Raw genomic sequence first — 25,834 nt, forward strand, 5'->3', positions numbered from 1 at the left:
TCGCCGACCCCCACCCGAACGGCTGATCCGGTTACGATCATGCCGTCGACCTGCACCCCTCCCCCTCTCGGCAAACGAAAGACACCCCATATGGCCGCCCCCTCCCCCGACCCCGACAGACGGGTCCTCAAACTCCGCCCCAACCGCCGCAACTTCGCGATCCTGGTCGCGGCCGGGACTCCGATCACGGCCGCCCTCAGCTACTTCATGCCCCTCGACATCGGGTACTGGAACCACCTCGTGAACCTTTTGGTCCTCCCCGGACCCGCAGCGGTCGGTCTCGGCCTGATCGGCCTGGTGGGGCTCCTCTCCTACCGGTACCGCCTCGACGACCAGGTGCTCGAAGAAGTCAACTGGGGACGCACCAAGCGAACCTTCCCCCGCCGGAACTACGACCGCCTCGAATTCGTCAACGGTAGGCTCCACCAAGCCGACGGGCATGGCAGATCCCGCAAGATCTCGCTCTGGCGCTGGACGATCCACCCCGACGACTGGGCGGTCTTCGCCGCCATCGCCCCCAGGCCGCAACCGATCGCGCCGCCCGCGCCGCTGCCTCCCGCACCTCCGCCTCCGGTTCGAGAGCTGCTGAACGTCCGCTACAACCTTCGCCGGGTCTGGTTGCTGCTCGCGGCCAGCACCGTGCTCGAAGTCTCCGGAATGCTCCTCTTCATCGGCACCGACGATGAATGGTCGAACCTCGACTGGTGGCTGGCAGGCGTGGTGGTCCTCGCGGGGGCACACCTCGTTCCCAGCTCAATCCAGGCGCTCTGGGCCAAAGTGTGCTTCAGATATGACCCGCGCCGACGAGCGGTTACGACCCGTGTCTGGGCGACCTCCGAGACCCGGTGGTTCCCGGGGAACCCGACTGAGCGGCTCGACTACTCGATCTACACAGGGACCATCTACAAGATCGCCGCCAGCGGCAGGCGCCGCAGGTTCGTCCGGATGTCGCGCTGGTTGAACCCGGGCGACTGGTCGGCGGTCGTGGACCGGCTGCTCGCCAGCGCTCCCGACCCCGAGCCGCGTGCAACTGGTGCCGCCTCCAAGGTCCAGGTGCGGGTGAGCCTGTGGCGGACCGTCCCGGTCGCAGTTGGCGGCCTCGGGTTGGGGGCCGTGTTCATCATGTTCGATCCGAGCGAATCCGGCTTCGCCTACGAAGTCCTGTACGGCGTGATCGCGATCTTCCTGTTGGTCACAGGAGTCGACGTGGTGAATCACCTGTCGTTCTGGCGGTTCTTGACCTTCGATCCCGAGAAGGGCCGGGTCGTCATCCGTCCCGGAACGAACCGCCACAAGGTCTTTCCTTCGAGCGGCTACGAGCGGGTCGAGTACTCGATCTACGACGCCCAGGTCTACGAGGTGCGGCCGAACGGCGAGCGCAAACGGCTCCAGATCCCCCGCTGGTACATGAACCGCACCGACTGGGGCGCACTCGCGGACGCGCTCATCGCGCATCAGCGGCTCTCCTCGACAACGGAAGACACCCCAAATGGCTCATCCCTCTGAACCCTCGACGACCCTGATCACAGTTCGCAACCGGCGCCGCCTGCTCATCTGGATGGTCGCGGTCTGCTGGCCGCTGACCCCTGCGTCATTCGCGCTCGGCATCTACCTCTTGGCCAGATTCGATGTCGAGAGTCGGCTCCTCCTCGGCGCCTTGTTGTACTCGCCGATGCTCGGAGCGGTCTTCGGCACCGTGGCCCTGATAGTGGGAAGGAACCTCCTCACCTACGACGTGGGTCGGCAGCAGATCAGAAGCGTGATCAACTGTCCCCCCTGGCGCGAGGGAGACCGCCTCGAATACTCGATCTATCGCGGGCGGCTTGAGTTGGTGCGCGCGAGCGGCAGGCGGCGCAGCGTCGTCGGCAACTCGTTCCTGATGGACAAGGACTCCTGGGCGGCGTTCGTCGACGTCTTCCTCGCACACCACCATCCTCGGGCGGGCAGGGCGGACCCCTCCTCGGTGGTCGCCGAATCCGCGGTCAAGGTCGGCATTCGCTGGCGGTTCTTCACAGGCTTCATGCTCGTCGGGCTGGCCATGGAGTTGCTCAACGTCCTCTTCTGGCTGGACACCCCCGACAACTACGACCCCTTCGGGCCCTTGCCGTTCGCGGGCCTGGCCTACATCCTCTTCGGCCTGCTGCCGCTCATCCTCAGGCCGGTCCTCATCTACGAGGACGGCCGGGTCAGCCTCAAGTCCCTCGGCCGCTCGGCCCGCGAGTTCCCGAGCGCGGGGTACGAGCGGCTGGAGTACTCGGTCTACTGGGGCTGCCTCTTCGAAGTGCGGGCCGACGGGAAGCGGCGGCGCGTCGCCCGGGGCTGGGCCCGCGACCAGGACACATGGAAGGCGTTCGTGGACCGGTTCCTTGAGGACCTCCGACCCGTCGCACCCGCCAGCGCGGAGGCAGAGTCATGATCACTGTGCGCGTGAACAGGCGCCGGTTCCGTCGGATCTTCATCGCCGGGCTGGTCATTTGGGTGCTCGGGATCGTGTCGAGCATCTTGCTGCCCGAATCGGTGGAGCGGGACCTCACGGCGTTGACGATCTATCTACCGAGCATGGTGCTGGCCGCCGGTTTCGGCCCCCTGGTCGGCGCTCAGGACCTCGTCTACGATCCGCAGACCCGCAGCGTGTTCCGCGGTTCAGGGTCGGGTTTTCCGCGACGGAAGTTCGAGCGCCTGGAGTACTCGATCTACAGCGGGCGCCTCTACCAGGTCCGCGCCGATGGCCGGAGGCGGGTGATCGCCGCCTGGTGGGGCTTCGTCCCGGAAGACTGGCGGCAGTTCGCGGACCGGCTGCTTCAGGACCAGTCGGTACCGGAAGGCCAGGACTCCGAGTAAGCGCCGGGGCCCGGACGCATCAGCGTCCGGGCCCCGATTCGGCTCGTGAGTTAGGCGGTGACCAGGCTGGCCTTTTGGAATTCCTTGACCGTGGTGTAGCCGGTCTTGGCCATGGCCCGGCGGAGGCCTCCGAAGAGGTTCTGGGAGCCGTCGGAGGAGTTGGACGGGCCGTAGAGGATGGCTTCGAGGTCGGGGACCTCGACGTCGCCGGAGTCCCCCGGGCGGAAGCGGCCGCGCGGGAGCTTCGGGTGGGAGGCGGCGGAGTGCCACCAGGCGCCGGCGGCCGGGGACTCGGCGGCGTCGGCGAGGATCGAGCCGAGCATGACCGCGTCGGCGCCGCAGGCGACGGCCTTGGCGATGGCGCCCGAGTTGGTGACCTCGCCGTCGGCGATGAGGTGGACGTAGCGTCCGCCCGTCTCGTCGAGGTAGTCGCGGCGCGCCGCGGCGGCCTCGACGATCGCGGAGGCCATCGGCACGTCGATGCCGAGGACGGTGTCGGTGGTCGACCAGTCGTCGGAGCCGACCCCGACGATGACGCCCGCCGCGCCGGTGCGCATCAGGTGCATCGCCGTCTTGTAGTTCGTGGCCCCGCCCACGACGACCGGGATGTCCAGGTCGGCGATGAACTGCTTCAGGTTCAGGACGTCGCCACCGGAGGAGACGTGCTCCGCGGAGACGATGGTGCCCTGGATGACCAGCAGGTCCACGCCAGCCTCGACCGCGAGCGGCGCGAGCTCGGCCGTGTGCTGCGGGCTGAAGCGGATCGCCGTGGTGATCCCGCCGGCGCGGATCTCGGCGATCCGCTCGGCGATGAGCTCGGGCTTCACCGGCTCCGCGTAGATCTCCTGGAGCCGCTCGATGGCGTTCTCCGCCGGCGTGTCGGCGAGCTCCTTGAGCAGCGAGGTGGGGTCGACGTAGCGGCACCACAGCCCTTCGCCGTTCAGGACGCCGAGGCCGCCGAGGCGGCCCATCTCGATCACGGACGCCGGGCTCATCGTCGCGTCGGACGGGTGCCCCACGGCCGGGATCTCGAAGCGGTAGGCGTCGAGCTGCCATTCGGTGGAGACATCATCGATGTCCCTGGTGCGCCGGGTCGGCACGAGCGCCACTTCGGACAGCCTCCAGCCGCGCGCCACGATCTTGCCGGGGCCGATCTCGACCAATTCCCGCACAGTCTCTCCTCCTACCGGGCCCGACTACCGCGTGTGGTAGTTGGGCGCTTCCACGGTCATCTGGATGTCGTGCGGGTGGCTCTCCTTGAGGCCCGCAGCGGTGATCCGGACCAGACGGCCGCGTTCATGCATCCCCTCGATGGTACCGGCCCCGGTGTACCCCATCGCAATACGCAGACCGCCCACCAGCTGGTAGACCACCTGTGCGAGGGTCCCGCGGTAGGGCACCTGACCTTCGACGCCTTCGGGGACGAGCTTGTCGTTGGAGTCGACCGCGTCCTGGAAGTAGCGGTCCTTGGAGTAGGACTTCGCCTGGCCGCGGGACTGCATGGCGCCCAAGGACCCCATGCCGCGGTACTGCTTGAACTGCTTGCCGTTCATGTAGATGAGCTCGCCGGGGCTCTCGGCGCAGCCTGCGAACAGCTGTCCCATCATGACGGTGGACGCGCCAGCGACGATGGCCTTCGCGATGTCGCCGGAGTACTGGATGCCGCCGTCGGCGATGACCGGGACGCCGCGCTCGCGGGCGACGCGGACGGTGTCCATGATCGCGGAGACCTGGGGGGCGCCGACGCCCGCGACGACGCGGGTCGTGCAGATCGCGCCGGGGCCGACGCCGACCTTGATGCCGTCCACGCCCGCCTCGATCATCGCGGCCGCGGCCTGCGCGGTCACGATGTTGCCGCCGATGATGTCGACCTTGTGGCCGAAGTCCTTGGAGATGGAGGCGATCATGTCGAGCACGCCGCGGGAGTGCCCGTGGGAGGAGTCGACGACGAGGAGGTCCACGCCCGCCTCGACGAGCTGCCCGGCGCGCGCGTACTGGTCCTCGCCGACGCCGATGGCGCCGCCGACGCGCAGGCGCCCCGAGTCGTCCTTCGACGCGTTCGGGAACTCCTCGCGCTTCGCGAAGTCCTTGACGGTGATGAGGCCGCGCAGGTAGAAGTCGCCGTCGACGATCGGGAGCTTCTCGATCTTGTGCTTCTTGAGCAGTTCGAGGGCCTCGTCCTGCGAGACGCCCTCGGGCGCGGTGATGAGGTTCTCCCTGGTCATGACCGTGGAGACCTTGACGGTGTGGTCCGTCTCGAAGCGCATGTCGCGGTTGGTGATGATGCCGACGAGCTTGCCCTTCTCGTCGGTCACGGGGAGGCCGGAGATGCGGTACTTGCCGCAGAGCTTGTCGACCTGGTCGAGGGTGTCCTCGGGCGAGCACGTGACCGGGTCGGCGACCATGCCGGACTCGGAGCGCTTGACGAGGTCCACCTGCTGGGCCTGCTCCTCCGCGGGGAGGTTGCGGTGGAGGATGCCGAGGCCGCCGAGGCGGGCCATGGCGATCGCCATGCGGGCCTCGGTGACGGTGTCCATCGGCGCGGTCAGGAGCGGCACCGAGATGCGGATGTTGCGGGTGAGCTGGGAGGAGGTGTCGACCCCCGCCGGAACGACGTCGGACTCGCCGGGCAGCAGCAGCACGTCGTCATAGGTGAGGCCGAGCGGGATCGCACTCGCCGCGCCCATGGGCACCGTGGTGCCTCCGACACGCTCGCCGGCAGCGCCTTCGAGCCCTTGAATTCCGAAATCCCCTGAGAACGCCATGGGCCAATGGTAGTGCCGTAACGTGCGTCGCCCCGCGTCGCACACGTCCCCTTGGGGTGTGATTCACGGCGGGGAGCTGGGCATCCGGTCATCCGCTGAATCGGCACGGCCCCGGACGGTGTCGCCGGGGCCGGTCCGATGAGTGAAAAGGGTGTGCGGGTGAGGGGAAGCGGGTGAGGGGGGTTACTCGAAGAGGTCGCCGGCCTCGTCGGCCAGGTTCCCGGCCAGGTCTCCGGCCTCCTCGGAGACGGTCTCGAAGACCTCGCTCCCGGAGACCGCGTCCCACGCCTCGGTGGCGCCGTCGCTGACGTCCTCCCACACCTCGGTGGCGTCGATGTCGGTGACCGCGTCAGCGACCCCGTCCACGACGTCGTCGAAGATCTCTTCCACGTTCTCGCCGAAACCGTCCATGTGCCCGTCTCCTCGCATCCGTCGGGGTTACTTGCGGCCCAGCCTAACCAGCGGCGCACGCCGTGTCAGCACCCGATCGCGATGGTGGCACGCATCCGGGAGTCCCGGGCCGCGCACCCGCGCCCACCTGGCCACGTCGCGCTGTGCTCGGGCGCGCGGGCGCGCGGTGGCGTTAGGCTGGGAAGCGTGTATGAGGAGCCTCGCGACCCGTTCGCCGACGATCCCGACCACGCGGAGGCGCTCGCCCCGTTCGAACCCGAGCTGGACGACGACGACCGCGCCGACCTCCTTGAGGACCTCCACGAACTGGAGATGTTCGAGAAGGTCCTGCAGCCGCAGGGCTTCCGGGGGGTGGTCGTCGACTGCGCCGACTGCGACGAGCCGCACTACTTCACGTGGGGCCTGCTCATGGCGAACCTGCGCGGCCTGCTGGAGGCGAACTGCGCGCAGGTCCACGAGCCCGCGTTCGACCCGGACCCGGCGCACTACGTGACCTGGGACTACGCCCGCGGGTTCTGCGACTGCTGGCTGAAGACGCACGGCCAGGAGGGCTGAGGACTAGGCGACCAGCGCCCCGTCCTTGACGACGGCCGCGATGCGCGGCGACTGGACGACGACGTCGCCGAGGCGGTCGGCGTCCACCACCACGAGGTCGGCGACCGCGCCGGGGACCGGGCCGCGCTCGGGGAGGCCGAGGACGGCCGCCGGGCCGGCGGTGATCGCGTCGAGCAGGACGCGGCGGTCGGCGGGCGCGGCGGCCCGGAAGAGCAGCCCCGCGAGCCACGCCGCCTGGAGCTGGCTCCCGTTCCCGTAGGGCGCGAACGGGTTGCAGAGGTTGTTGTTGGCGATCGAGACGCGCACGCCGAGTTCGGCGGCGCGCAGCACCGGCGCCACGGAGCGGGTCGCGAAGCCGCCGGAGGCGGCGCGCGGGTGCCCCGCGAGGTAGAGGTCGGTGGCGGGCATGACCGCGAGCGCGATCCCGGCGTCGGCGAGCGCCGCGAGGGCCTGGTCGGGGTCGTCCATGGCGGCGAGGGTCGTGACGTGGCCGATCGCGACGCGGCCCTGGAGGCCGAGGGCGCGGGTGCGGTCGGCGACCAGGCGGATCTGGGACGCGGCGGGGTCGTCGGAGAAGTCGAGGTGCAGGTCCACGGGTGCGCCGGTGGCCTCGGCGAGGCCGAACACGAAGTCGAGGTGCGCGGCGGGGTCGGCGTCGACGTAGGGGCAGCCGCCGACGACGTGCGCGCCTTCGCGCATCGCGGCGCGCATGAGGTCGGTCTGGCCGGGGAGTTCGAGGCCGCGCTGGGGGAACGCGGTGAGCTGGAGGTCCAGGCGCGTGTCGAGGCCGCGGTGGAGTTCGAGGAGGTCGAGTCCCGTGGCGGGGTCGATCTCGACCATCGCGCGGGCCGCGGTGGTCCCGTTGCGCAGCAAGGTGTCGGCGGCCCGCTGGGCGCCCGCGGCGACCGTGCCGGCGGGGAGGCGGTCGCGGAGTCGCGCGACGGCGGCGATGGCGTCGCCGAGGTCGGGAGTGAGGGCGGTGCCCTCGGCGGCGAGCGCGTCCTCGATCGCGGGGAGCAGGAACGCCTTGTCGAGGTGGACGTGCGCATCGGTGAACGCGGGAAGGACGACGCGCCCGGCGGCGTCGAAGACCTCCCCCGGGCCGGGGGCGTCGGTGATGCGGCCGCCCTCGATGTGGAGGTCGGCGAGGCCGTCGGCGGTGCGGGCGCGGGTGATCCGGGCGAGTGGGGGCACGGGGGTCCTTCCGGGGACGGGAGCGCCCGGCCGCCGAGGCGGCCGGGCGGGACTTGACGGCGTTACTGGAGGCCGATGGCCGGGTCGATGAACTCGTTCGTGACGAGGTCGTCGGCGCTGAGGCCGTCCGGGATCGTCTCGCCGTAGCCCTCGAAGATCGGGAGGACCGCCGCGATGACGCGGTCGACGCGCTCGGTGTCGAAGTTGCCGAGGGTGGCGTCCGGCCCGTTGGAGACGATGCCCTCCGCGAGCTGGACCTCGACTGAGTCCGCGTTGCCCTCCAACGTGATCGGCGGCCCGTCCGGGATCGTCTCGGCGATCCGCAGGATCGCCTCGTTGACCGGCTCCGGGTCCGTGACGTAGTCGATCTGGGCCTGCTGGAGCATCGGCACCAGCTCGGTCAGGCACGGCGCCAGCTCGTCGAGCTCACCCGAGCGCACCGACCAGGCGTGCTGGTAGACCTCGTACCCGGCGTCGTCGATCATCAGGTAGTCGGTGGGCTTCATCCAGCCCTCGACGTCGTGCTCCCAGCGGTACGGCTCGTTCGACACGTACCCCTGCTGCATGACCCGCCCGCCCTCGGCGACGAAGCGGCTCGGGGTGCCGTCGAAGGACGCGTCGGCCTGCGAGGGGTCCACGTACCCCTGGGCGATGAGGTAGTCCATGAAGACCTTGCCCTCGGTATACACGATCGGGGCGCCGGTGGCCTTCACGTCGTCCCAGGAGTCGATGTCGTACGTCGCCGGGTCGAACATGACGATCTGCGGCGTCACCTCCAGCGAGGCGAACACGCCGGTGACCGGGAACTCCGCGTTCGCGCGCACCGCGTCGTCGGTGGGCACGAACCCGAGGGTGATCGAGGTGTCCTGGTACATCTGCGCGGGCACCGGCTGGCCGCCGAGGAAGGGGCCGCCGAGGCGGACCTCGACGTTGACGCCGGTGTCGCCGAGGGGCCCGGTGTAGGCGCCCTTCTCCACGTCCACGGTGCCGTCGGGCCCCACGAGCTGGAACGCGGCGGCGCGCTCGGGGGTGGCGAACCAGTCCGTCTGGATCACGATCGTCGAAGGGCAGATGTCGGCGAGCACGCCCTCGCCGGTGGGGGCGGGCACGTCGACGGTCGTCGCGGTGCAGGCGGCGAGGAGGCTCGCGCCGGTGAGGGCCGCCGCGGCGGCGGCGAGTCGGCGCTTCATGAGGTCACGGTGCATGGGTGTCTCCAAAGGGGATGGAAGGGTTATCGCTTGCCGTGCAGGCGGTCGACGCGTCCGGCGAGGAGGTCGAACGCCCAGAACAGGCACAAGCCGACGAGCGAGGACAGGAGGAGGGCCGTCAGGAGCTCCTCGGTGGCGAGGCGCTGGCGGTAGACGTCGATCATGCGGCCGACGCCCGGGACGCCCTGGCGGAAGAAGAAGTCGGCCACGATCGAGCCGATGATCGCCTGGCCGCCGGAGATCTTGAACCCGGAGATCATCGCGGGCAGCGCCGCCGGGAGCTGGAGCTTCCACAAGCGCTGCAAGCGGGTCGCGCCGTGGAGGGTGAACAGGTCGTGCTCGGCGGCGGCCACGGACTTGAGGCCGAAGAGCGTGTTCGTGACGACCGGGAACAGCGAGACCATGACGCACACGATCACCCGCGACCCGAACTCGTACCCGAACCAGAACCCGAACAGCGGCACCACCGCGAGGATCGGGATCGTCTGGAGCACCACGGCGTACGGGTACAGGGAGAACTCGGCCCACCGGGCCTGGCTCATCGCCACCGCGAACACCACGCCGAGGACGATCGCGATCAGCAGGCCGCACAGGGCGACCTGCACGGTGTTCCACAGGGCCGTCAGGATCTCGGTGCGCGCCAGCGGGTCGAGGAGCCCCTCCGCGACCACGGCCTCCGGGGACGGCAGCAGGAACCGGGACGCCTCGGGGACGAGGAGGTGGCTGGAGGCCGCCCACGCGGCGATCACCAGCGCGAACACGGCGACCGGGGCGAGGACGCGGACGGGCGCGGTCGTGAAGGGCCAGAGCCGCTTCGGGCGGCGCTTCGCCTGCGGTGCCTCCGCTTCCGGGGCTTCGATGACGGCGGTCATGCGGCCACCTCTCGCTTCGCGCCGCGCAGTGCGGCCGAGACCTCGGCGGCGACGTCGGCGAACGCGGCCGTGTAGCGCAGCTCCGGGTCGCGGGGGAAGTCGAACGGGACGGGGATGTCGGCGGCGACCTCGCCGGGCTGGCCGCGCAGGACGACCACACGGGTCGACATGAACACCGACTCCGGGACCGAGTGCGTGACGAACACGCCCGCGAAGCCCTCGCGGGCGAAGAGGCCGCCGACCTCCTCGTTCAGGCGCTGGCGGGTGATCTCGTCGAGGGCGCCGAAGGGCTCGTCGAAGAGGAACAGCTCGGGCTTCATCGTCAGGGCGCGGGCGATCGAGGCGCGCATGCGCATCCCGCCGGAGAGCTGCGAGGGCCGGTGCTTCGCGAAGTCCGCCAGGCCGACCCGCTCGATCGCGTCGCGGGCGGCGGCGCGGCGCTCGGCCTTGGGGACGCCGGCGAGTTCGGCGGGGAGCTCGACGTTGCGGGCGACGGTGCGCCAGGGCAGGAGCGTGGCCTCCTGGAAGACGTAGCCGAGGCGGCCGGCGCCGACCTCGACCGCGCCGGAGGTGGCGGTCTCGAACCCGGCGGCGAGGCGGAGCATCGTGGACTTGCCGCAGCCGGAGGGGCCGACGAGCGAGACGAGCTCGCCGGGGCGGATCTCCAGGTCGATGCCGTGGAGCGCGCGGGTGCCGTTCGCGAAGGTCAGGGAGGTCCCGCGGAAGGCGAGGGCCGGGTCGATGCTCATCGCGACCGCCCGAGGCGGTCGTATACATGACCCGGCCCGTGCCCGTGTTCGGAGTTGAGCCGTGCGTTCATGACTCAAGTTCTACCGGTATACCGTTGCGGGCTCCGGTCCGGACGATGACGCGGATGTTTCGTATACGATCAGTCGGCGAGGACGCCGTCGTGAGCGACGACCGCGCCGTGCTTGACGACGAGCTTCCGCGGCGGGACGCTGACCACGGCTTCCGCTGGGGCCGAAGCGGTCACGGCGAGCAGGTCGGCGTTGCATCCGACCGCCAGGCCGTACCCGTCGAGGCCGAGGACGGCCGCGCCGCCGTGCGTCCCGGCCGCGAGCGCGAGCTCGATCTCCGGGTCGGACATGAGCCGGTCGCGGAAGGACACCTGGTTGACGCGGCGGAGCATGTCCCCGTCGCCGTACGGGGTCCACAGGTCGCGGATGCCGTCGTTGCCGAGGGCGAGCAGCGCGCCGGTCTCGGCCATGAGCTGGACCGGGACGACCGGGGCGCCGCCGACGGCGCAGGTGATCATCGCGACGCCCGCTTCGGCGAGGGCCTCGGCGATGCGCCGCTGGTGGTCCGGTTCGAGGCCGCCCATGGCGTACGCGTGGCTGATGGCGACGCGCCCGGCCATGCCGAGGGCCTTGGTGCGCTCGATGATGAGCTCGTACTCCCACGCGCCGAGCAGGCCCCGGTCGTGGAGGTGGACGTCGATGTTCGCGCCGTGGCGTTCGGCGAGGTCGAAGAGCAGGTCGAGCTGGCCGGTGGCGTCGCGGTCGAACCCGGCGGGGTCGAGGCCGCCGACGGTGCCGACGCCGTCCGCGAGGGCCGCTTCGAGGAGCGCGGGCACGCCGGGCCGGGTGAGCAGGCCCCCTTGGGGGAAGGCCACGAGCTCGACGTCCACGACGCCGGAGAGGCGGGCCGCGGCTTCGCGCACGGCCGCGACGCCGCCGAGGCCCACCTCGGGGTCGATGTCGATGTGGCTGCGCACGAAGGAGGTCCCGGCGGCGGCCATGGCGCGCAGGAGGTTCGCGGCGTAGTCGGCGCTGGGGACGCCGAGTTCGGCGCGGCGGCCCTCGCCGTTGCTGATGCGGCCTTCGAGGGTGCGCCCGCCGGTGTTGGGGGTCCAGGGGCCGCCGAACATGGTCTTGTCGAGGTGGCAGTGGGCGTCGACGAGGCCGGGGAGGACGATCGCGCCGTCGAGGTCGATCACTTGCGCGGCTTGGAGGTCGAGGTCGGGGCCGACCGCGGCGATGCGGCCGTCGGCGATTGCGATGTCGGCGGTGCTGAGGGGGAGGCCGGGGGTCCAGGGGCGGCCGTTCCTGAGGAGGAGGTCGGTCATGGCGGTCCTTTCGGTCAGGTGAGGAGCATCGCGGCCCCGGCGGCGGTGCCGAACGCGATGACGACGACGCGGAAGACGATCGGCCGGAGGCGGTCGGCGAGCCGGGCGCCCGCGAAGCCGCCGAGGAGGCACGCGGGCGCGAGGATCAGGACGGCGAGCCAGTCGACCGGGCCGAAGATCGAGACGGAGAGCATCGCGGCGGTCCCGGTGGTGAGCGCCAGGAGCGCCTTGAGGCCGTTGAGGCGGCCGATGACGGCGTCGATGCCGAGGGCGAGCGCGGTGAGGAACACGATCCCCATGCCGCCGTTGAAGTACGCGCCGTAGACGCCGCCGATGAACACGCCCGCGTAGAGCAGGGGCGTCGAGGGGCCGCCGCCGCGGGCGGCGAGGCGCCTGGTGATGAGCGGCTGGCACGCGAACAGGGCGGTGGCCGAGAGGATCAGGTACGGGACGAGCGCGGTGAAGACCTCCGGCGGGGCGGCGAGGAGGGCGACGGTGCCGCCGACCGCGCCGACGGCGGCGATGGCGACCAGGCGCGGGAGGACCGGCCGGAACCCGGCGAGGTGCCCCCGGAGCGCGAAGGCGTTCCCGGCGTACCCGGGCCACACGGACACGGCGTTGGTGACGGTGGCGGGGACCGGCGGGAGCCCGATCGCGAGCAGCGCCGGGAACGTCAGGAGGCTGCCGCCTCCGGCGATGGCGTTGCACAGGCCCGCCCCGAATCCGGCGGCGAGCAGCAGGGCGAGGTGTTGCGGGTCCATGGGGTCCTTCCGGGAGCGGCGGCGGACCCAATCGTATACAACGTTTTGCGGGGCGGTTCGGGAGGCGTTCAGGACTCCGGGCGGAGGCGCCTGCGGTAGGCGGTGGTGGCCCGGAGGATGTGCTGGCCGAGCAGGCCCGAGGCGCGGTCGGCGTCCCCGGCGGAGAGGGCCGCGAGGATCTCCTCGTGCTCGCGCCAGGAGTCCTCGGCGCGGAGGGTGAGGCCGACCGCGTAGACCCAGGCGATCTTCTGGCTGAGCTGGCGGATCATCTGGCCCAGGACCTCCGAGCCGGAGGCTTCGGCGATGACCTCGTGGAAGCGGGAGTTCAGGCGCGGGACCTCTTCGAGGCGGCCTTCGCGCACGGCGTCCCATCCGAGGTTCACGAGCTCCTTGAGGCGTCCGAGCTGCTCGGGGGTGCGGTTGCGGGCCGCGCGGGCCGCGCACATCGGCTCGATCACCGAGCGCAGCTCCAGGAGGTCCTCCGCCTCGGCCTCGCTCAGCTCCTTCACGAAGACCCCGACATAGGGCTTGGCCTCGACGAACCCTTCGGCTTCGAGGACCCGCAGGGCCTCGCGGACGGGCACGCGCGACACGCCGTACCGGGCCGCGAGGGCGTCCTCGGTGAGCCGCTCGCCGGGGGCGAACACGCCCCGGATGATGTCCTCGCGGACCGCGCGCACCGCTTCCTGCGGCGCCCGCCGCGGACCCTTGTCCCCAGCCATGGATTCCCTCCACTACGATCAGGCCACCATTCTCGTATACACTCCCTCGCCCCCGGAACGCGGTGCCGCCCCATGACGCTCCTCCAGCCGCTCGCCTCCTTCGACCATGCCGCTCTCGGCCGCGCCGACCACTACCTGCCGTCGCGGCCCGACACGGTGCAGTGGGGGCTCCTCCCGAACGCCGAGTGCGCGCCGGTCCTCAAGGTCAGGTCCGGCGACACGGTGTGCATCGACACCGTCAGCCACGAAGGGCTGCTTGAGGACCAGGGCGGCGACCCGGCGGCGTTCTTCGGCGCCAACGGGATCGGTGAGGTCCTCGACGACGCCGTGCGCATCGCCCGCGAATGCGTTCGCGCCCAAGGGGCCGGGCCGCACGTGGTCACCGGACCGGTGCACGTTGCCGGGGCCGAGCCCGGGGACGTCCTCGAAGTGGAAGTGCTGCAACTGGAGCGGCGCGCCCCGTACGGCGTGGTCAGCAACCGGCACGGGCGCGGCGCGCTCGCCGGGGAGTACCCGCTCGGCGAGGGCACCGTGAGCACCGTCGCCACGGTCGACGGCCGCGGGCGCGGCGTGATCCCCGTGGGCGACGGCAGGTCGCTGCGGTTCCCGCTCGCGCCGTTCCTGGGGATCATGGGCACCGCACCCGACACGGCGGACCCGGTCCACTCGGTGCCGCCCGGCCCGCACGGCGGGAACCTCGACATCCGGCTGCTCGGCGCGGGCGCGAAGCTCTACCTGCCCGTGGCCGTCCCGGGCGCGTCGTTCTACTGCGGCGACCCGCACTTCTCGCAGGGCGACGGGGAGGTCGCGCTCACCGCGTTCGAGGCGCCGCTGCGCGCGGTGCTGCGGCTCACGGTGCGCGCGGACCCCGACGCAAGGAGACTCGCCGCGGCCCTTGGCGGCCCGTACGCCGAGACCGGGGAACACTGGATCACGACGGGTCTCGACGAGGACCTGGACGAAGCCGTCCGGAAGGCGGTCCGGGCCGCGCTCGCGTTCCTGCGGGAGCGGCGCGGCATCCCCGGTCCCGTCGCGCTCGCGTACCTGAGCGCGGCCGTGGACGTGCGGATCTCGCAGGTCGTCGACCTCGTCAAAGGCGCCCACGTCACGCTGCCCAAGGAGTTGGATCTTGACTGACCCGTTCATCGCCCTCGTGGAAGACCTCGGGCGCCCCGGGCCCCTCGAAGGGCTCCGGCTCGCCGTCAAGGACCTGTTCGACCTGGCCGGGACCGCGACGGGCGCGGGCAATCCGCGGTGGCTGGAGACGCACGTGCCGCCGGAGGCGGACGCCGAGGCCGTCGCACTGCTGCGCGCCGCCGGCGCGAGGGTCGTGGGCAAGACGATCACCGACGAGCTCGCGTGGAGCCTCAACGGCTCGAACTTCCACTACGGGACCCCCGAGAACCCGGCCGCGCCCGGCCGCGTGCCCGGCGGGTCGTCCTCGGGGTCGGCGTCCGCGGTCGCACTGGGGCTGGCGGACATCGGGCTCGGCACGGACACCGGCGGGTCGATCCGGGTCCCCGCGTCCTACTGCGGCCTGTACGGGCTGCGGCCGACCCACGAGCGGGTGAGCCTGCGGGGGGCCGTGCCGCTCGCGCCGACGTTCGACACCGCGGGCGTGCTCACCAGGGACGCGCACACGCTGCGCCTGGCGATGCAGGTGCTCCTGGAGGAGCCCGCGGAGGACCACGCGCCGATCCGGAGGCTCCTGGCCCCCAGCGACATATGGGACGAGATCGCGCCCGCGACGCGCGCCGCGGTGATGCCCGCGGTCGAGGCGTTCGGCCTGGAGGTGGACACCGCGCTGTTCTTCGACGACCCGCACTTCGGGCTCGTCCACGAGGCGGCGCCCGCCGTGGCGCCGCTGGAGAACGCGCGCCGCGCGTACGCCGTGCTCCAGGCATGGGAGGCATGGCAGGCGCACGGCGCGTGGATCGAGGCGTCCCGGCCCGAGTTCGGGCCGGGCGTCAAGGCGCGCTTCGCCGGCGCGGCGAAGCTGACCAGCGCCGAGGTGACGCGGGCGCAGCGGGTCCGCAGCGGCGTGGTGGCGCTCGTCAGGGACAGGCTCCCCGAGGGCACCGCGCTCGCGATCCCCGCCGCGCCCGGCCCCGCGCCCGGTATCGGGGAGGAACCGGACCGCGAGGCCATCGTGCGCCTGACGTGCATCGCAGGGCTCGCCGGTGCCCCCGGGCTCGCCCTTCCGGCCGGACTGGTCGAGGACCTGCCGGTCGGCCTTCAGCTCGTCGCCACTCCGGGAGGCGACGAGGTCCTTCTGGCGCTTGCCGATCCGGACTGAGCCCGGCGGGGGCCTGCCAGCTCCCCGCGGTGGTGCCGTTCCTGCCGGACGGCCCCGTGCCAGTCCTCAGTGGATCTAGCAGACCAGTCCCGAGCGGAACGCCTCGGCCACCGCGTGGGCCCGGTCGCGCGCGCCGAGCTTGCGGAACATGCGCCGCGCGTGGGTCTTGACGGTGTCCTCGGAGACGAACAGGTCGCGTCCGATCTCGGCGTTCGACTTGCCCTCGGACATGCCGCGGAGGACCTGGAGCTCGCGCTCGGTCAGCTTCATGCCCTGGAGGGTCGAGCGCTGCCTCGGCACGGTCTCGGTGACGCGCTGGAGGCTCGGGGAGGCGAACATGATCGCCTGGGCGAGGGCGACCAGGAGGTCGTCGGAGTTGTTGGACGGGGTGCGGATGACGCCCCGGGCGCCCGCGGCCACCACCATCGCGGCGGTACGGGGGTCCGCAGCGCCTGACAGGAGGACCCCGGTGCGCGGGGAGCGGGCGCGGACGGTCTTGACGAACTTCACCGGGTCCGGGGCGGCGAGGCCGACGTCGACCAGCACCACGTCCACCTGGCGGCGGCCGAGCTCAAGGAACAGCTCGGGCGATCCCTCGACCGACTTGACCGCCTGCGCCAGGCCCATGCGGGTCGCGCAGGCCGAGATCTTCTGTCCGGCTTGAGGAGTCTTAACACAGACCAGTACGGTTCTCACTTTGTTCTACCTTTCGGTGCGGTAGGCCGTGCGTGTCTCTCTGTATCCAGCACGCAGGCGGTCCGCCGCCATGACGCGAGTTCGCGCGAATTTTTCGAGTGACTTTTCGAGGATTCCGGGAAGAGGCGTGGACGCATGGTGTTCGGGTTCGCTGACGCGAAGACCTCGACCCTGATGGGAAACTGGGGGCATGACACAGCGAAGAGGCGGACGACAGCACCGGGCCGAGTCCCGCGATTTTGGTGATCATCGTTCACATCCACCTCGCCATGACCTGTCTAACGAACTAACGGCCCTGGAAGGTACGAGTTACGGCCGATATAAATCCTTGCGTGGCAAATGGTGGACAGGACCGGCGATTCTGGACATTTTGAAAGTCCAGTCCGATCCGTTCGCCCCGCCGAGCCGTGTCGAACTGCGCTTCGACGCCGAGACCGCGGACCTCCTGCCCGAGTGGTACGCGACCCCGGAGCGGCGCCGGGCCCTCGCGGTACTGCTCGCGAAGCGGTTCCGGAAGGCATGCCCGACAAGGGACCTGCGGATCGACGCGGGCGGCCAGGAGATCCTGCGGCGGGCGTCCTGCCAGGTGGAGGAGGACGGCTCGGTCGTCTTCCGCCTCGGCGCGCAGTTCCCGGGGCACGGGCGGCGCATCGCCGGGCGCCAGGCCGCGCGGCTCCTGTGCGAGGACCTGCCGGACACGGCGGACGACGCGCTCGCCGTCGGCGAGGACGAGGCGGGCGCGTGGGTGCGCCACGCCGATGACGTTGCGGCCCTGCGGAAGCAGGTGTCGGATATCGGACTCGTCGCGTTCGTCGCCGACGGAGCCATGCTCGCGAGGCGGTCCGGAGTGGACGACCGGCCGCTGGAGTCCGGCGTGCCGTTCACCTCCCCCGGCTCGCTCGCGGTCGAGGTGGAGCTGCCGCACGCGGGCAAGGTGCGGGGCATGGGCATCGCGCCGGGCGTCACGCTCATCGTCGGCGGCGGGTTCCACGGCAAGTCGACCCTGCTGCGGGCCTTGGAGTCCGGGGTGTGGGACCACGTGCCCGGGGACGGGCGGGACTTCGTCGTCGCCGACACGAGTGCGGTCAAGGTGCGGGCCGAGGACGGGCGCGCGGTCACGGGCGTCGACGTCCACGCGTTCGTCGACCACCTGCCGTCAGGGGACGACACGCGGCACTTCTCGACCGAGAACGCCTCCGGGTCCACCTCGCAGGCCGCCGCGATCGTCGAGTCGCTCGAAGCCGGTGCGCGCGTGCTGCTCATCGACGAGGACACGGCCGCCACGAACCTCATGATCCGCGACGCGCGCATGCAGGAGCTCGTCGCGAAGGACCGCGAGCCGCTCACGCCGCTGGTCGACGTGGTGCGATCGATGGCCGACGAGCACGGCGTCGCGGTGGTGCTGGTGATGGGCGGGTCCGGCGACTACATGGACGTCGCCGACCGGGTGGTGCTCATGGACGCATACGTCCCCGAGGACGTCACCGAGCGCGCGAAGGCCCTGGCGGCCAAGCCGACCGGGCGCAGAGTGGAGGCCGAGGGGTTCCGGATGCCGCGGGCGCGCGTCATCGACGCGCGGTCGGTGAGCTCGGAGTCCCGCGGGAAGCAGAAGATCCGCGCCGACGACACCGACGGGCTGCGGTTCGGGGAGTCCGAGATCGACGTGCGCGCCGTCGAGCAGATCACCGACCACTCGATGACCGCCGGGATCGGGTACGCGATCGAGGCCGCGGTGCGGGAAGGGTGGATCGACGGGAAGGCCACGGTGTCGGAGGCGTTGGACCGCTTGGAGTCCGCGCTCGACGCGGAGGGCCAGGAGGTGCTGCTTCGGGTGCGGGACGCGGACTTCGCGGTGCCCAGGCGGTTCGAGGTGGCCGCGGCGCTCAACCGGATGCGGGAGCTGCGGGTGCGGGAAGAAACCGAGTAATGCCTTGAATCAGGCGTAAAAGTGCCTTCGCGGCTCCGATCCCCAAAGGCCGCGAAGGCTCTTGAACTCTATCGGTTTCCCGACAGCTCCGCGACAAACTGTCGGGATGTTGACACTTGCGGTTCCGCGGGCGTCCAGAAGCCCTGGCCCTGCCTTCGGGCATGCGGAAGGGCCGCCGACATCGTCGGCGGCCCTTCTTCTGTTCGCTTGTCGCTCAGGAGATCCCGGGCTTAGTGCGAGTGCCCGTGGCCGTGGGAGTGGCCGTGACCGGCGTCCTCCGGCTCGTCCTCGGGCTTGTCCACGATCGTCACCTCGGTGGTGAGCGCGAGGCCCACGATCGAGGCGGCGTTCAGGACGGCGTTGCGCGTGACCTTCACCGGGTCGGGGATGCCGGCCGAGACCAGGTCCTCGTAGGTGTCGGTGGCCGCGTTCCAGCCCTCGCGCCAGCCCTTGCCCGCGACCGTCGCCACGACCACGTCGCCCGACTCGCCCGCGTTGGCGGCGATCTGACGCAGCGGCTCCGACAGGGCGGCCGCGACGATCTTGAGGCCCACGCGGGCCTCAGGGTCGGCGAGCTCCACCTTGTCGAGGATCGCGATGGCGTGGACCAGGGCCGCGCCGCCGCCGGCGACGATGCCCTCTTCAACGGCGGCCTTGGTCGCGTTGACGGCGTCCTCGATGCGGTGCTTGCGCTCCTTCAGCTCGACCTCGGTGGCCGCGCCGACCTGGATGACGGCGACGCCGCCGGAGAGCTTCGCGAGACGCTCCTCCAGCTTCTCGCGGTCCCAGGACGACTCGGTCGTGGAGGCCTGCTGCTTGATCTGCGCGATGCGGGCGTCGACCTCGTCGCGCTCGCCCCCGCCGTCCACGATCGTGGTGGCGTCCTTGGAGACGGTGACGCGGCGGGCGCGGCCCAGGTGCGACAGGTCCGCGGCCTTGAGCTCCAGGCCGATCTCCGAGGAGACCACCTCGGCGCCCGTCAGGGTCGCGATGTCGCCCAGGATCGCCTTGCGGCGGTCGCCGAAGGCCGGGGCCTTGACGGCGCACACGCGCAGCGTCCCGCGCAGGGCGTTCACCGTCAGGGTCGCGAGGGCCTGGCCCTCGACGTCCTCGGCGATGATGAGCAGCGGCTTCGAGGTCTCGATGACCTTCTCCAGCACCGGCAGGAGCTCCTCGATCGAGGAGACCTTCGCGTTGGTGATGAGGATGTACGGGTCCTCGAAGACCGTCTGGCGCGAGTCCTGGTCGTTGATGAAGTTCGGGGAGATGAAGCCCTTGTCGAACTGCATGCCCTCGGTGACTTCGAGGATCGTCTCCAGGCTGGAGCCGTCCTCGACCGAGATGACGCCCTCGGCGCCGACGACGTCCATCGCCTTCGCGATGAGCTCGCCGATCTCCGGGTCCTGCGCCGACACGGCCGCGACCTGCGCGATGTGCTCGTGGTCGGAGATCTCGATGGCCTGGCGCAGCAGCTCCTCGGACACGGCGTTCGCCGCGGCCTCGATGCCCTTGCGGATCGCGATCGGGTTGCCCCCGGCCGTGACCGCCTTGATGCCCGCGCGGCTCATCTTCTGCGCCAGCACGGTCGCAGTGGTCGTGCCGTCGCCCGCGACGTCGTTCGTCTTCGTGGCGACTTCCTTGACCAGCTGCGCGCCGAGGTTGGCGTACGGGTCCGCGAGCTCGATCTCCTTGGCGATCGTCACGCCGTCGTTGGTGATGAGCGGCGCACCGAAGGACCGCTGGAGGACCACGTTGCGGCCCTTCGGGCCCAGCGTGACCTTCACGGTGTCGGCGAGGTGGTCGATGCCGTGCAGCAGGTTCTGCCGCGCGTCCTCGGCGAAGTTGAGAATCTTCGGCATTGGTTCCCTTTCCTAGGAACGCGGACGGGCCCTCAGCCGAGGGCCCGGTGCGCGCTACTGCTCGACGACCGCGAGGACGTCGCGCGAGGACAGGACGAGGTACTCCTCGCCGTTGTACTTGACCTCGGTGCCGCCGTACTTCGAGTAGATGACCACGTCGCCGACCTTGACGTCGATCGGGAGGCGGTTGCCCTTGTCGTCGAAGGCGCCCGGGCCCACGGCGAGGACGGTGCCCTCCTGGGGCTTCTCCTTGGCGGTGTCGGGGATGACGATGCCGGACGCGGTGGTGGTCTCGGCCTCGTTCGCCTGGACCACGATGCGGTCGCCCAGCGGCTTGATGGCAGCCTTGCTCACTTGGTTTCTCCAAACTCAGTGCAGTGCGGATGTCCGCCACGACAGCGCGGGTCTCGTCGTCGCGGGTGCCGAGGCACCGGCCCGTGGCTGGCACTCTCGCGGAGAGAGTGCCAAAGCGATCATAGCGCTTAGCAATCTCGCCCTGCGAGTGCTAAGGCCGACGTTAGTTCGCGCAGGTGGGGGCGTCAACAACGGGTCTCGCACGTCATACCATGGTCCCGTGGAAACGAGCCTGCCTGACGCCCTCCTCGCCGACCCCGGGCTCCAGACCCGCGCCGCCGAAGCCCTCGAACGCGACGGCGACCGGGCCCCGCTCACCCTCCGCAAGGCCGGGATCGACCCGTCCCTGGCCGCCGCGGCCCTGACGCTCGCGGACCTGCGGCGCCACGCCCGTACCAAGTTCGGCGACCTGGCGGACCGCCTCTACTTCACGCGGGCGGGCCTGGAGCAGGCCACCCGCTGGCCGGTGGCGGAACGCCGCGCGACCCGCTTCGCCGCCGCCGTCACCGACGTGACCGACCTGTGCTGCGGCCTGGGCACGGAAGCCCTGGCGTTCGCGCAGGCGGGCCTGACGGTGGAGGCGGTGGACATGAGCGGGGCGACCGCGGGCTACGCGGAGGCGAACGCCGCGGCTCTGGGCCTCCCGATCCGGGTGACCGTCGGGGACGCCCTCGAAACCCCCCTCGCCGAATCCGCCTTCGCCGACCCGGCCCGCCGGAGCGGCGGCACCCGCAACTTCAACCCGGCCGACTACTCCCCGCCCCTCGACCCGCTCCTGGCCCGCCTGCGCACCGCCCGCTTCGCGGCGGTCAAGCTCGGCCCCGGCATCAAGCACGACTGGATCCCCGAAGGCGCCGAAGCCGAATGGGTCTCGGTCGACCGCGACGTGGTCGAGGCATGCCTATGGCTCGGAGAAGCCGCCCAGGTCCCCCGCCGGGCCAGCCTCCTCAGATCGGGCCGGTGGCACGAGCTGACGGGCACGGGCGGGGAACGGGCCGAGGTCGGCGACGTCGCCGACTATCTCTACGAACCTGACGGGGCTGTCATCCGAGCGGGCCTGGTGGCCGAACTGGCCGAAGACCTCAACGCCCACATGGGAAGCGAGGACATCGCCTACCTCTACGGCGACCAGTTGACCGAAACCCCGTTCGCGAGGGCCTGGAAAGTCGAAGAGGTCTGGCCGCTGCACCCCAAGAAGCTCAAGCCGCTCCTCGCCGAACGGGGAATCGGCCGCCTCACGATCAAACAGCGAGGCACCGGCATCGACCCCGCGGCCCTCCGAAAGCAACTCAAACTCAAGGGCCCCAACGAGGCGACCCTCCTAGCGACCCGCCTCGCCGGAGACCACGCGGCGATCCTCTGCTCCGAGGCTTAGTCCAGTTTCGCGGTGAGGTCGACCTCGATGAGCTGGTCGCGGTACCCGAGCGCGGTGACGCCCGTGACGGTGCTGGCGGCCTTGAACGCGGGGCCGAGTTCGGGGTGCTCGGAGAGCCGGTGCCAGGCGCCACCGACGACGTCGCTCTCACTGCTCACCACGTACACGATCGACCGGACCACGTCCTCCGGCGCCGCGCCCGCATGCGCCAGCGCCGCAAGGCAGTTGGCCGCCACCTGCTCGATCTGCCGCTCCAGGTCCCCGACCCCGACGACCCGCTCGTCCCCGTCGACCGGGCACTGCCCGGCCAGGAACGCGAGCCGCCCGGCCTCGACGATCGTCACGTGCTCATACCCGCCGGTCGGATGCAGTCCGCTCATCCGCCGAGGCTAAACGCGGGATGTGCGGTGCGCCAGCGGTTATTCGGGGTGGGTGAGTTTGTAGCGGAGGTTGGCGTCTTTTTGGGCGACCATGCTTTCGAGGTCGACTTGGAAGGTCTCCATCTTGGTGCGGAGGTCGGGGTCGGCGGCGGCGAGGATTCTGACGGCGAGGAGGCCGGCGTTGCGGGCGCCCGCGATGGAGACGGTGGCGACGGGGATGCCGGCGGGCATCTGGACGATCGAGAGGAGGGAGTCCATGCCGTCGAGGTGCTTGAGGGGCACGGGGACGCCGATGACGGGCAAGGGCGTCGCGGAGGCGACCATGCCGGGGAGGTGGGCGGCGCCGCCCGCTCCGGCGATGATGACCTGGAGGCCGCGGCCCGCGGCGGAGTCGGCGTAGCTGAGCATCCCGTGGGGGGTGCGGTGGGCGGAGACCACGCGGACCTCGTAGGGGACGCCGAACTCGTCGAGGGCGGCCGTGGCCGCTTCCATGACGGGCCAGTCGGAGTCCGAGCCCATGATGACGCCGACGCGCGGCTGCTGCTCTGTCATTACTCGCCTTCCTGGAGCCACTTGGCGGCGCGCAGGGCGCGGCGCCGCAGGAGGTCGGGGTCGTCGCCGCGGACGGTGACGTGGCCGATCTTGCGGCCGGGCCGGACGGCCTTGCCGTAGAGGTGGACGTGCGCGCCGGGGTCGTCGGCGAGGAGGTGCTGGAGCCGCTCGTCGAGGCGCGGGCCGCCGGGCGCGCCGCCGAGGACGTTCGCCATGACGGTGTACGGCGCGACCGGGGCGGTGGAGCCGAGCGGGTAGTCGAGGACGGCGCGGAGGTGCTGCTCGAACTGGCTGGTCTCGGCCCCTTCGATGGTCCAGTGGCCGGAGTTGTGGGCGCGCATCGCGAGTTCGTTCACGAAGAGGCCCTTGGAGGTCTGGAACAGTTCGACGGCGAGCATGCCGACGACGCCGAGTTCGCGGGCGACGGTCTCGCCGATCTCCTTCGCCTGGGCCGCGACCGCGGGGTCGAGGTGCGGCGCGGGGGCGATCACCTCGGTGCAGATGCCGCCGGTCTGGACGGTCTCCACGACGGGGTAGACGGCGGTCTCGCCGCGCGGGGAGCGCGCGACCTGGATGGCGAGTTCGCGCTGGAGGGGCATGCGCTCCTCGGCGATGAGGCGGAGGCCGGAGGCGAGGACGGCCTGCGCGTCGCCGGGCGTGTCGACCATCCAGACGCCTTTGCCGTCGTAGCCGCCGGTCGCGGCCTTGAGGACGCACGGGAGGCCGAACGCCTCGACGTCGGAGATGGAGTCGACGGGGGCCCAGCGCGGCTGCGGGAGGCCGAGGCCGGTGAGGCGGGTGCGCATGGCGTGCTTGTCCTGCGCGTAGAGGAGGGCCTCGGGGCGGGGCTGGACGTCGACGCCCTCGGCGACGAGGGCCTGGAGGGCCTCCTGCGGGACGTGCTCGTGGTCGAAGGTGACCACGGTGCAGCCCTTGGCGAAGCCGCGGAGGTCCTCGACGTCGCGGTAGTCGCCGAGCACGGTCGCGGGGGCGACGACGGCGGCGCTCTCGGCCGGGTCCCCGGCGAGGACCTTGAGGCTCTGGCCGAGGGCGATGGCGGCTTGATGGGTCATGCGGGCCAGCTGGCCGGCACCGATCATTCCCACGGTCGGGAGTTGGGTCGCGGCATCCACGGCGAGAGCCTAATCCCTGCCGAAATCCGTAAGGTTCCACATGACAACCATCGTGACCTGGTCATCAGCCGGTGATGGGATGTTCGGCCACTTCGAGGAGTTGGTCGGGGGCCACGCCGAGGGCGCCGCAGAGGGCCATGATGGTGAAGAACGCCGGTGTGGCGATGCGGCCGGTCTCGATCTTGCGCAGCGTCTCCGGGGAGATCCCGGCCTCGGCGGCGACGTCGGGGAGGCTGCGGGGGCCGCGGGCCGTGCGCAGCGCCCGGCCGAGGGCGCGGCCGCGGTCGTGCTCTTCGGGCCTCAGCGGCGGTCGGATCATACCGGTATTATAGTACCGGTATACAAATACCGGAACCCTATGGAAGGCCGACGATGATCGAGCTGTACTCCCCCGCCGAGATCGAAGCGATGCGCCCGGCGGGCCGCTTCGTGGCCGCCACGCTCTCGGAGCTGGCGCGCACCGCCGACGTCGGCATGAACCTCCTCGAACTCGACGACCTGGTCGCCCGCAGGATCAAGGAGGCCGGGGCGGTCTCCTGCTACGTGGACTACCACCCGTCGTTCGGCGGCAGCCCGTTCGGGAAGGTCCTGTGCACCTCCGTCAACGACGCGGTCCTGCACGGCCTCCCCCACGACTACAAGCTCAAGGACGGCGACCTGGTGAGCTTCGACTTCGCGGCCGAGGTCGACGGCTGGGTCGCGGACTCGGCGCTGTCGGTCGTGGTCGGCGAGGCGAAGGACGAGGACCTGCGGCTCATCGACACGACCACGCGCGCGCTCGAAGCGGGCATCGGCGCGGCGGTGGTCGGGAACAAGCTCGGGGACCTCGGGCACGCCATCGCCACGGTCGCGCGCGGCGACGGCCTCGGCGTGAACACCCAGTTCGGCGGGCACGGCGTGGGCCGGACCATGCACGGCGACCCGCACGTGCCCAACGACGGCCGCCCGGGCCGGGGCATGAAGCTCAAGCCGGGCCTGGTCATCGCGATCGAGCCGTGGTTCCTCCAGACCACCGACGAGATCGTCTACGACCCCGACGGGTGGACGCTGCGCAGCGCCGACGGCTCGCGCGGCGCGCACATGGAGCACACCGTCGCGATCACCGAGGACGGGCCGATCATCCTCACCGCCAGGGACTAGGGCGGGCTAGGAAGAGGACGCGGGGCGCTCGGCCTCGGCGCGCCTGAGGCGCTCCATGCGGTCGACCATGCGCTCCGAGACGACCTCCTCGGCGGTGACGGCGTACCCGTAGTGGTCGCGCCAGTCGCCGTCGATGTACAGGTACCGCTTGTGGAGGCCCTCGCGGCGCAGGCCGAGCTTCTCGGCGACGCGGTTCGAGGGCCCGTTCTCGGGGCGGATGTTCACTTCGATGCGGTGCAGGCGGCCGACGGTGAGCGCGTGGTCCACGACGAGCGCGAGCGCGGCCGCGGTGATGTTGCGCCCGGCGTGGCCGCGGTCGATCCAGTAGCCCGCGTAGGCGGAGCCGAAGGCGCGGCGCACGATGTTGCCGACGGTGAGGCCGCCGACGAGCTTCCCCTCCCAGCAGACCGCGAGGGGCCAGCTGGTGCCGTCCTTGACGGACCGCTTGAGGCTGCGGAGCATCGCGCGGAACGCGGCGGGCGAGTGGGCTTCGTGCCAGGTGGTGCCGGTGCCGGGCTCCCATGGGGCGAGCCAGGCTTCGTTGGCGCGGCGCAGTTCGGACCAGCGGTTGGCGTCGGAGCGGCGGAAGGGCCGGACGCTCACCTGCTCGTGTTCGAGGTGCACCGGCCATCCGGGGTTGGAAAGGGTCATCGGTCTGGGTCCAACTGCGTTCGTGGGACGGTCATCGGGGGCCGTCCGCCTGGATG

General features: G+C 71.2%; 27 protein-coding genes. 9 read left to right on the forward strand and 18 right to left on the reverse strand.

Features of this window, described 5'->3' with window-relative positions:
• The first annotated feature begins 90 nt into the window (after positions 1-90).
• Genes AB0A65_RS17965 through AB0A65_RS17975 form a run of 3 tightly spaced genes read left to right on the forward strand, consistent with a single transcriptional unit; the run spans position 91 to position 2,841 of the window.
• Positions 91-1,506: a hypothetical protein gene (locus AB0A65_RS17965; RefSeq protein WP_359952453.1), complete on the forward strand. Its 1,416-nt coding sequence runs from the start codon at positions 91-93 to the stop codon at positions 1,504-1,506.
• The gene (locus AB0A65_RS17970) at positions 1,490-2,416 is read left to right on the forward strand and encodes a hypothetical protein (RefSeq protein WP_359952455.1); all 927 of its coding nucleotides are present in this window, start codon (positions 1,490-1,492) and stop codon (positions 2,414-2,416) included. The genes AB0A65_RS17965 and AB0A65_RS17970 overlap by 17 nt, the downstream gene beginning before the upstream one ends.
• Positions 2,413-2,841: a hypothetical protein gene (locus AB0A65_RS17975; protein ID WP_359952457.1), complete on the forward strand. Its 429-nt coding sequence runs from the start codon at positions 2,413-2,415 to the stop codon at positions 2,839-2,841. The genes AB0A65_RS17970 and AB0A65_RS17975 overlap by 4 nt, the downstream gene beginning before the upstream one ends.
• A 50-nt stretch (positions 2,842-2,891) precedes the next feature.
• Here the strand turns inward: AB0A65_RS17975 and AB0A65_RS17980 are convergent, their stop codons facing one another.
• From AB0A65_RS17980 to AB0A65_RS17990, 3 genes are all read right to left on the reverse strand, one after another.
• Positions 2,892-4,013 carry a GuaB3 family IMP dehydrogenase-related protein gene (locus AB0A65_RS17980; protein WP_359952459.1) on the reverse strand — a complete coding sequence of 374 codons (1,122 nt, stop codon included), beginning with the start codon at positions 4,011-4,013 and terminating at the stop codon, positions 2,892-2,894.
• Between the two features lie 24 nt (positions 4,014-4,037).
• A complete protein-coding gene (gene guaB / locus AB0A65_RS17985) occupies positions 4,038-5,528 on the reverse strand; it encodes an IMP dehydrogenase (protein ID WP_359952614.1) in 1,491 nt (496 codons plus the stop codon).
• 261 nt (positions 5,529-5,789) lie between these two features.
• Complete coding sequence (locus tag AB0A65_RS17990) at positions 5,790-6,017, reverse strand: hypothetical protein (protein WP_359952461.1); 228 nt, start codon at positions 6,015-6,017, stop codon at positions 5,790-5,792.
• A gap of 186 nt (positions 6,018-6,203) precedes the next feature.
• Between AB0A65_RS17990 and AB0A65_RS17995 the strand changes: the two genes are divergently transcribed.
• The gene (locus tag AB0A65_RS17995; RefSeq protein WP_359952463.1) at positions 6,204-6,572 is read left to right on the forward strand and encodes a DUF5319 family protein; all 369 of its coding nucleotides are present in this window, start codon (positions 6,204-6,206) and stop codon (positions 6,570-6,572) included.
• Between the two features lie 3 nt (positions 6,573-6,575).
• On the opposite strand, the gene AB0A65_RS18000 is transcribed toward AB0A65_RS17995, so the two are convergent.
• The 7 genes from AB0A65_RS18000 to AB0A65_RS18030 all read right to left on the reverse strand — a co-directional run bounded on the left by AB0A65_RS18000 (position 6,576) and on the right by AB0A65_RS18030 (position 13,415).
• Positions 6,576-7,766 (reverse strand): amidohydrolase family protein, encoded by a 1,191-nt coding sequence (locus AB0A65_RS18000; protein ID WP_359952465.1) that lies wholly within the window; start codon positions 7,764-7,766, stop codon positions 6,576-6,578.
• 62 nt (positions 7,767-7,828) lie between these two features.
• Positions 7,829-8,971: an ABC transporter substrate-binding protein gene (locus AB0A65_RS18005; RefSeq protein WP_359952467.1), complete on the reverse strand. Its 1,143-nt coding sequence runs from the start codon at positions 8,969-8,971 to the stop codon at positions 7,829-7,831.
• A 26-nt stretch (positions 8,972-8,997) separates the two neighbouring features.
• On the reverse strand, positions 8,998-9,846 hold the full coding sequence (locus tag AB0A65_RS18010) for an ABC transporter permease (protein ID WP_359952469.1): 849 nt from the start codon (positions 9,844-9,846) through the stop codon (positions 8,998-9,000).
• Positions 9,843-10,595 carry an ABC transporter ATP-binding protein gene (locus AB0A65_RS18015; protein ID WP_359952471.1) on the reverse strand — a complete coding sequence of 251 codons (753 nt, stop codon included), beginning with the start codon at positions 10,593-10,595 and terminating at the stop codon, positions 9,843-9,845. Before AB0A65_RS18015 ends, AB0A65_RS18010 begins: the two co-directional genes overlap by 4 nt.
• 140 nt (positions 10,596-10,735) lie before the next feature.
• Positions 10,736-11,932, reverse strand: coding sequence for an amidohydrolase (locus AB0A65_RS18020; protein ID WP_359952473.1), 1,197 nt, complete (start codon positions 11,930-11,932; stop codon positions 10,736-10,738).
• Between the two features lie 14 nt (positions 11,933-11,946).
• Positions 11,947-12,693 (reverse strand): sulfite exporter TauE/SafE family protein, encoded by a 747-nt coding sequence (locus AB0A65_RS18025; protein WP_359952475.1) that lies wholly within the window; start codon positions 12,691-12,693, stop codon positions 11,947-11,949.
• A gap of 68 nt (positions 12,694-12,761) precedes the next feature.
• Positions 12,762-13,415 carry a GntR family transcriptional regulator gene (locus AB0A65_RS18030; protein ID WP_359952477.1) on the reverse strand — a complete coding sequence of 218 codons (654 nt, stop codon included), beginning with the start codon at positions 13,413-13,415 and terminating at the stop codon, positions 12,762-12,764.
• A gap of 72 nt (positions 13,416-13,487) precedes the next feature.
• Here AB0A65_RS18030 and AB0A65_RS18035 point away from each other — a divergent pair, with 72 nt between their 5' ends.
• The gene (locus AB0A65_RS18035; protein WP_359952479.1) at positions 13,488-14,552 is read left to right on the forward strand and encodes an acetamidase/formamidase family protein; all 1,065 of its coding nucleotides are present in this window, start codon (positions 13,488-13,490) and stop codon (positions 14,550-14,552) included.
• Positions 14,545-15,711 carry an amidase gene (locus tag AB0A65_RS18040; protein ID WP_359952480.1) on the forward strand — a complete coding sequence of 389 codons (1,167 nt, stop codon included), beginning with the start codon at positions 14,545-14,547 and terminating at the stop codon, positions 15,709-15,711. The genes AB0A65_RS18035 and AB0A65_RS18040 overlap by 8 nt, the downstream gene beginning before the upstream one ends.
• 75 nt (positions 15,712-15,786) lie before the next feature.
• On the opposite strand, the gene AB0A65_RS18045 is transcribed toward AB0A65_RS18040, so the two are convergent.
• Positions 15,787-16,407 (reverse strand): response regulator transcription factor, encoded by a 621-nt coding sequence (locus tag AB0A65_RS18045; protein WP_359952482.1) that lies wholly within the window; start codon positions 16,405-16,407, stop codon positions 15,787-15,789.
• 190 nt (positions 16,408-16,597) lie between these two features.
• Between AB0A65_RS18045 and AB0A65_RS18050 the strand changes: the two genes are divergently transcribed.
• Positions 16,598-18,334 (forward strand): ABC-ATPase domain-containing protein, encoded by a 1,737-nt coding sequence (locus AB0A65_RS18050; RefSeq protein ID WP_359952484.1) that lies wholly within the window; start codon positions 16,598-16,600, stop codon positions 18,332-18,334.
• Positions 18,335-18,564: 230 nt separating this feature from the next.
• On the opposite strand, the gene groL is transcribed toward AB0A65_RS18050, so the two are convergent.
• Both groL and groES read right to left on the reverse strand, forming a co-directional pair.
• Positions 18,565-20,193, reverse strand: a complete 1,629-nt coding sequence (groL, locus tag AB0A65_RS18055) for a chaperonin GroEL (protein ID WP_359952486.1) — start codon at positions 20,191-20,193, stop codon at positions 18,565-18,567.
• Positions 20,194-20,247: 54 nt separating this feature from the next.
• The gene (gene groES / locus AB0A65_RS18060; protein WP_106363304.1) at positions 20,248-20,547 is read right to left on the reverse strand and encodes a co-chaperone GroES; all 300 of its coding nucleotides are present in this window, start codon (positions 20,545-20,547) and stop codon (positions 20,248-20,250) included.
• Positions 20,548-20,767: 220 nt separating this feature from the next.
• Here groES and AB0A65_RS18065 point away from each other — a divergent pair, with 220 nt between their 5' ends.
• Positions 20,768-21,922 carry a class I SAM-dependent methyltransferase gene (locus AB0A65_RS18065; protein ID WP_359952488.1) on the forward strand — a complete coding sequence of 385 codons (1,155 nt, stop codon included), beginning with the start codon at positions 20,768-20,770 and terminating at the stop codon, positions 21,920-21,922.
• On the opposite strand, the gene AB0A65_RS18070 is transcribed toward AB0A65_RS18065, so the two are convergent.
• The 4 genes from AB0A65_RS18070 to AB0A65_RS18085 form a co-directional block, all read right to left on the reverse strand.
• Complete coding sequence (locus AB0A65_RS18070) at positions 21,919-22,302, reverse strand: RidA family protein (protein WP_359952490.1); 384 nt, start codon at positions 22,300-22,302, stop codon at positions 21,919-21,921. The two genes, AB0A65_RS18065 and AB0A65_RS18070, sit on opposite strands and share 4 nt — an antisense overlap.
• A 39-nt stretch (positions 22,303-22,341) precedes the next feature.
• Positions 22,342-22,854 carry a 5-(carboxyamino)imidazole ribonucleotide mutase gene (purE, locus tag AB0A65_RS18075; RefSeq protein ID WP_359952492.1) on the reverse strand — a complete coding sequence of 171 codons (513 nt, stop codon included), beginning with the start codon at positions 22,852-22,854 and terminating at the stop codon, positions 22,342-22,344.
• Positions 22,854-23,987, reverse strand: coding sequence for a 5-(carboxyamino)imidazole ribonucleotide synthase (locus tag AB0A65_RS18080; RefSeq protein ID WP_359952494.1), 1,134 nt, complete (start codon positions 23,985-23,987; stop codon positions 22,854-22,856). Before AB0A65_RS18080 ends, purE begins: the two co-directional genes overlap by 1 nt.
• 64 nt (positions 23,988-24,051) lie before the next feature.
• A complete protein-coding gene (locus tag AB0A65_RS18085; RefSeq protein ID WP_359952496.1) occupies positions 24,052-24,306 on the reverse strand; it encodes a helix-turn-helix transcriptional regulator in 255 nt (84 codons plus the stop codon).
• 53 nt (positions 24,307-24,359) lie between these two features.
• On the opposite strand from AB0A65_RS18085, the gene map reads away from it, so the two are divergent.
• Entirely contained in the window at positions 24,360-25,127 is a 768-nt protein-coding gene (gene map, locus AB0A65_RS18090) for a type I methionyl aminopeptidase (RefSeq protein ID WP_359952498.1), read from the forward strand.
• Between the two features lie 6 nt (positions 25,128-25,133).
• On the opposite strand, the gene AB0A65_RS18095 is transcribed toward map, so the two are convergent.
• Positions 25,134-25,778, reverse strand: a complete 645-nt coding sequence (locus AB0A65_RS18095; RefSeq protein ID WP_359952500.1) for a GNAT family protein — start codon at positions 25,776-25,778, stop codon at positions 25,134-25,136.
• Positions 25,779-25,834: the final 56 nt, after the last annotated feature.

The sequence above is a fragment of the Glycomyces sp. NPDC047010 genome (genome assembly GCF_040644205.1).
GTDB lineage: Bacteria > Actinomycetota > Actinomycetes > Mycobacteriales > Micromonosporaceae > Glycomyces.

Bases quoted from the DNA above. Each gene is read 5' to 3' on its own strand.
- AB0A65_RS17965 (WP_359952453.1), top strand. From the start codon at position 91: ATGGCCGCCCCCTCCCCCGACCCCGACAGACGGGTCCTCAAACTCCGC.
- AB0A65_RS17970 (WP_359952455.1), top strand. From the start codon at position 1,490: ATGGCTCATCCCTCTGAACCCTCGACGACCCTGATCACAGTTCGCAAC.
- AB0A65_RS17975 (WP_359952457.1), top strand. From the start codon at position 2,413: ATGATCACTGTGCGCGTGAACAGGCGCCGGTTCCGTCGGATCTTCATC.
- guaB (WP_359952614.1), bottom strand. From the start codon at position 5,528: ATGGGCGCGGCGAGTGCGATCCCGCTCGGCCTCACCTATGACGACGTG.
- AB0A65_RS17990 (WP_359952461.1), bottom strand. From the start codon at position 6,017: ATGGACGGTTTCGGCGAGAACGTGGAAGAGATCTTCGACGACGTCGTG.
- AB0A65_RS18005 (WP_359952467.1), bottom strand. From the start codon at position 8,971: ATGCACCGTGACCTCATGAAGCGCCGACTCGCCGCCGCCGCGGCGGCC.
- AB0A65_RS18010 (WP_359952469.1), bottom strand. From the start codon at position 9,846: ATGACCGCCGTCATCGAAGCCCCGGAAGCGGAGGCACCGCAGGCGAAG.
- AB0A65_RS18015 (WP_359952471.1), bottom strand. From the start codon at position 10,595: ATGAGCATCGACCCGGCCCTCGCCTTCCGCGGGACCTCCCTGACCTTC.
- AB0A65_RS18020 (WP_359952473.1), bottom strand. From the start codon at position 11,932: ATGACCGACCTCCTCCTCAGGAACGGCCGCCCCTGGACCCCCGGCCTC.
- AB0A65_RS18025 (WP_359952475.1), bottom strand. From the start codon at position 12,693: ATGGACCCGCAACACCTCGCCCTGCTGCTCGCCGCCGGATTCGGGGCG.
- AB0A65_RS18030 (WP_359952477.1), bottom strand. From the start codon at position 13,415: ATGGCTGGGGACAAGGGTCCGCGGCGGGCGCCGCAGGAAGCGGTGCGC.
- AB0A65_RS18035 (WP_359952479.1), top strand. From the start codon at position 13,488: ATGACGCTCCTCCAGCCGCTCGCCTCCTTCGACCATGCCGCTCTCGGC.
- AB0A65_RS18050 (WP_359952484.1), top strand. From the start codon at position 16,598: ATGACACAGCGAAGAGGCGGACGACAGCACCGGGCCGAGTCCCGCGAT.
- groL (WP_359952486.1), bottom strand. From the start codon at position 20,193: ATGCCGAAGATTCTCAACTTCGCCGAGGACGCGCGGCAGAACCTGCTG.
- AB0A65_RS18070 (WP_359952490.1), bottom strand. From the start codon at position 22,302: ATGAGCGGACTGCATCCGACCGGCGGGTATGAGCACGTGACGATCGTC.
- purE (WP_359952492.1), bottom strand. From the start codon at position 22,854: ATGACAGAGCAGCAGCCGCGCGTCGGCGTCATCATGGGCTCGGACTCC.
- AB0A65_RS18085 (WP_359952496.1), bottom strand. From the start codon at position 24,306: ATGATCCGACCGCCGCTGAGGCCCGAAGAGCACGACCGCGGCCGCGCC.
- map (WP_359952498.1), top strand. From the start codon at position 24,360: ATGATCGAGCTGTACTCCCCCGCCGAGATCGAAGCGATGCGCCCGGCG.
- AB0A65_RS18095 (WP_359952500.1), bottom strand. From the start codon at position 25,778: ATGACCCTTTCCAACCCCGGATGGCCGGTGCACCTCGAACACGAGCAG.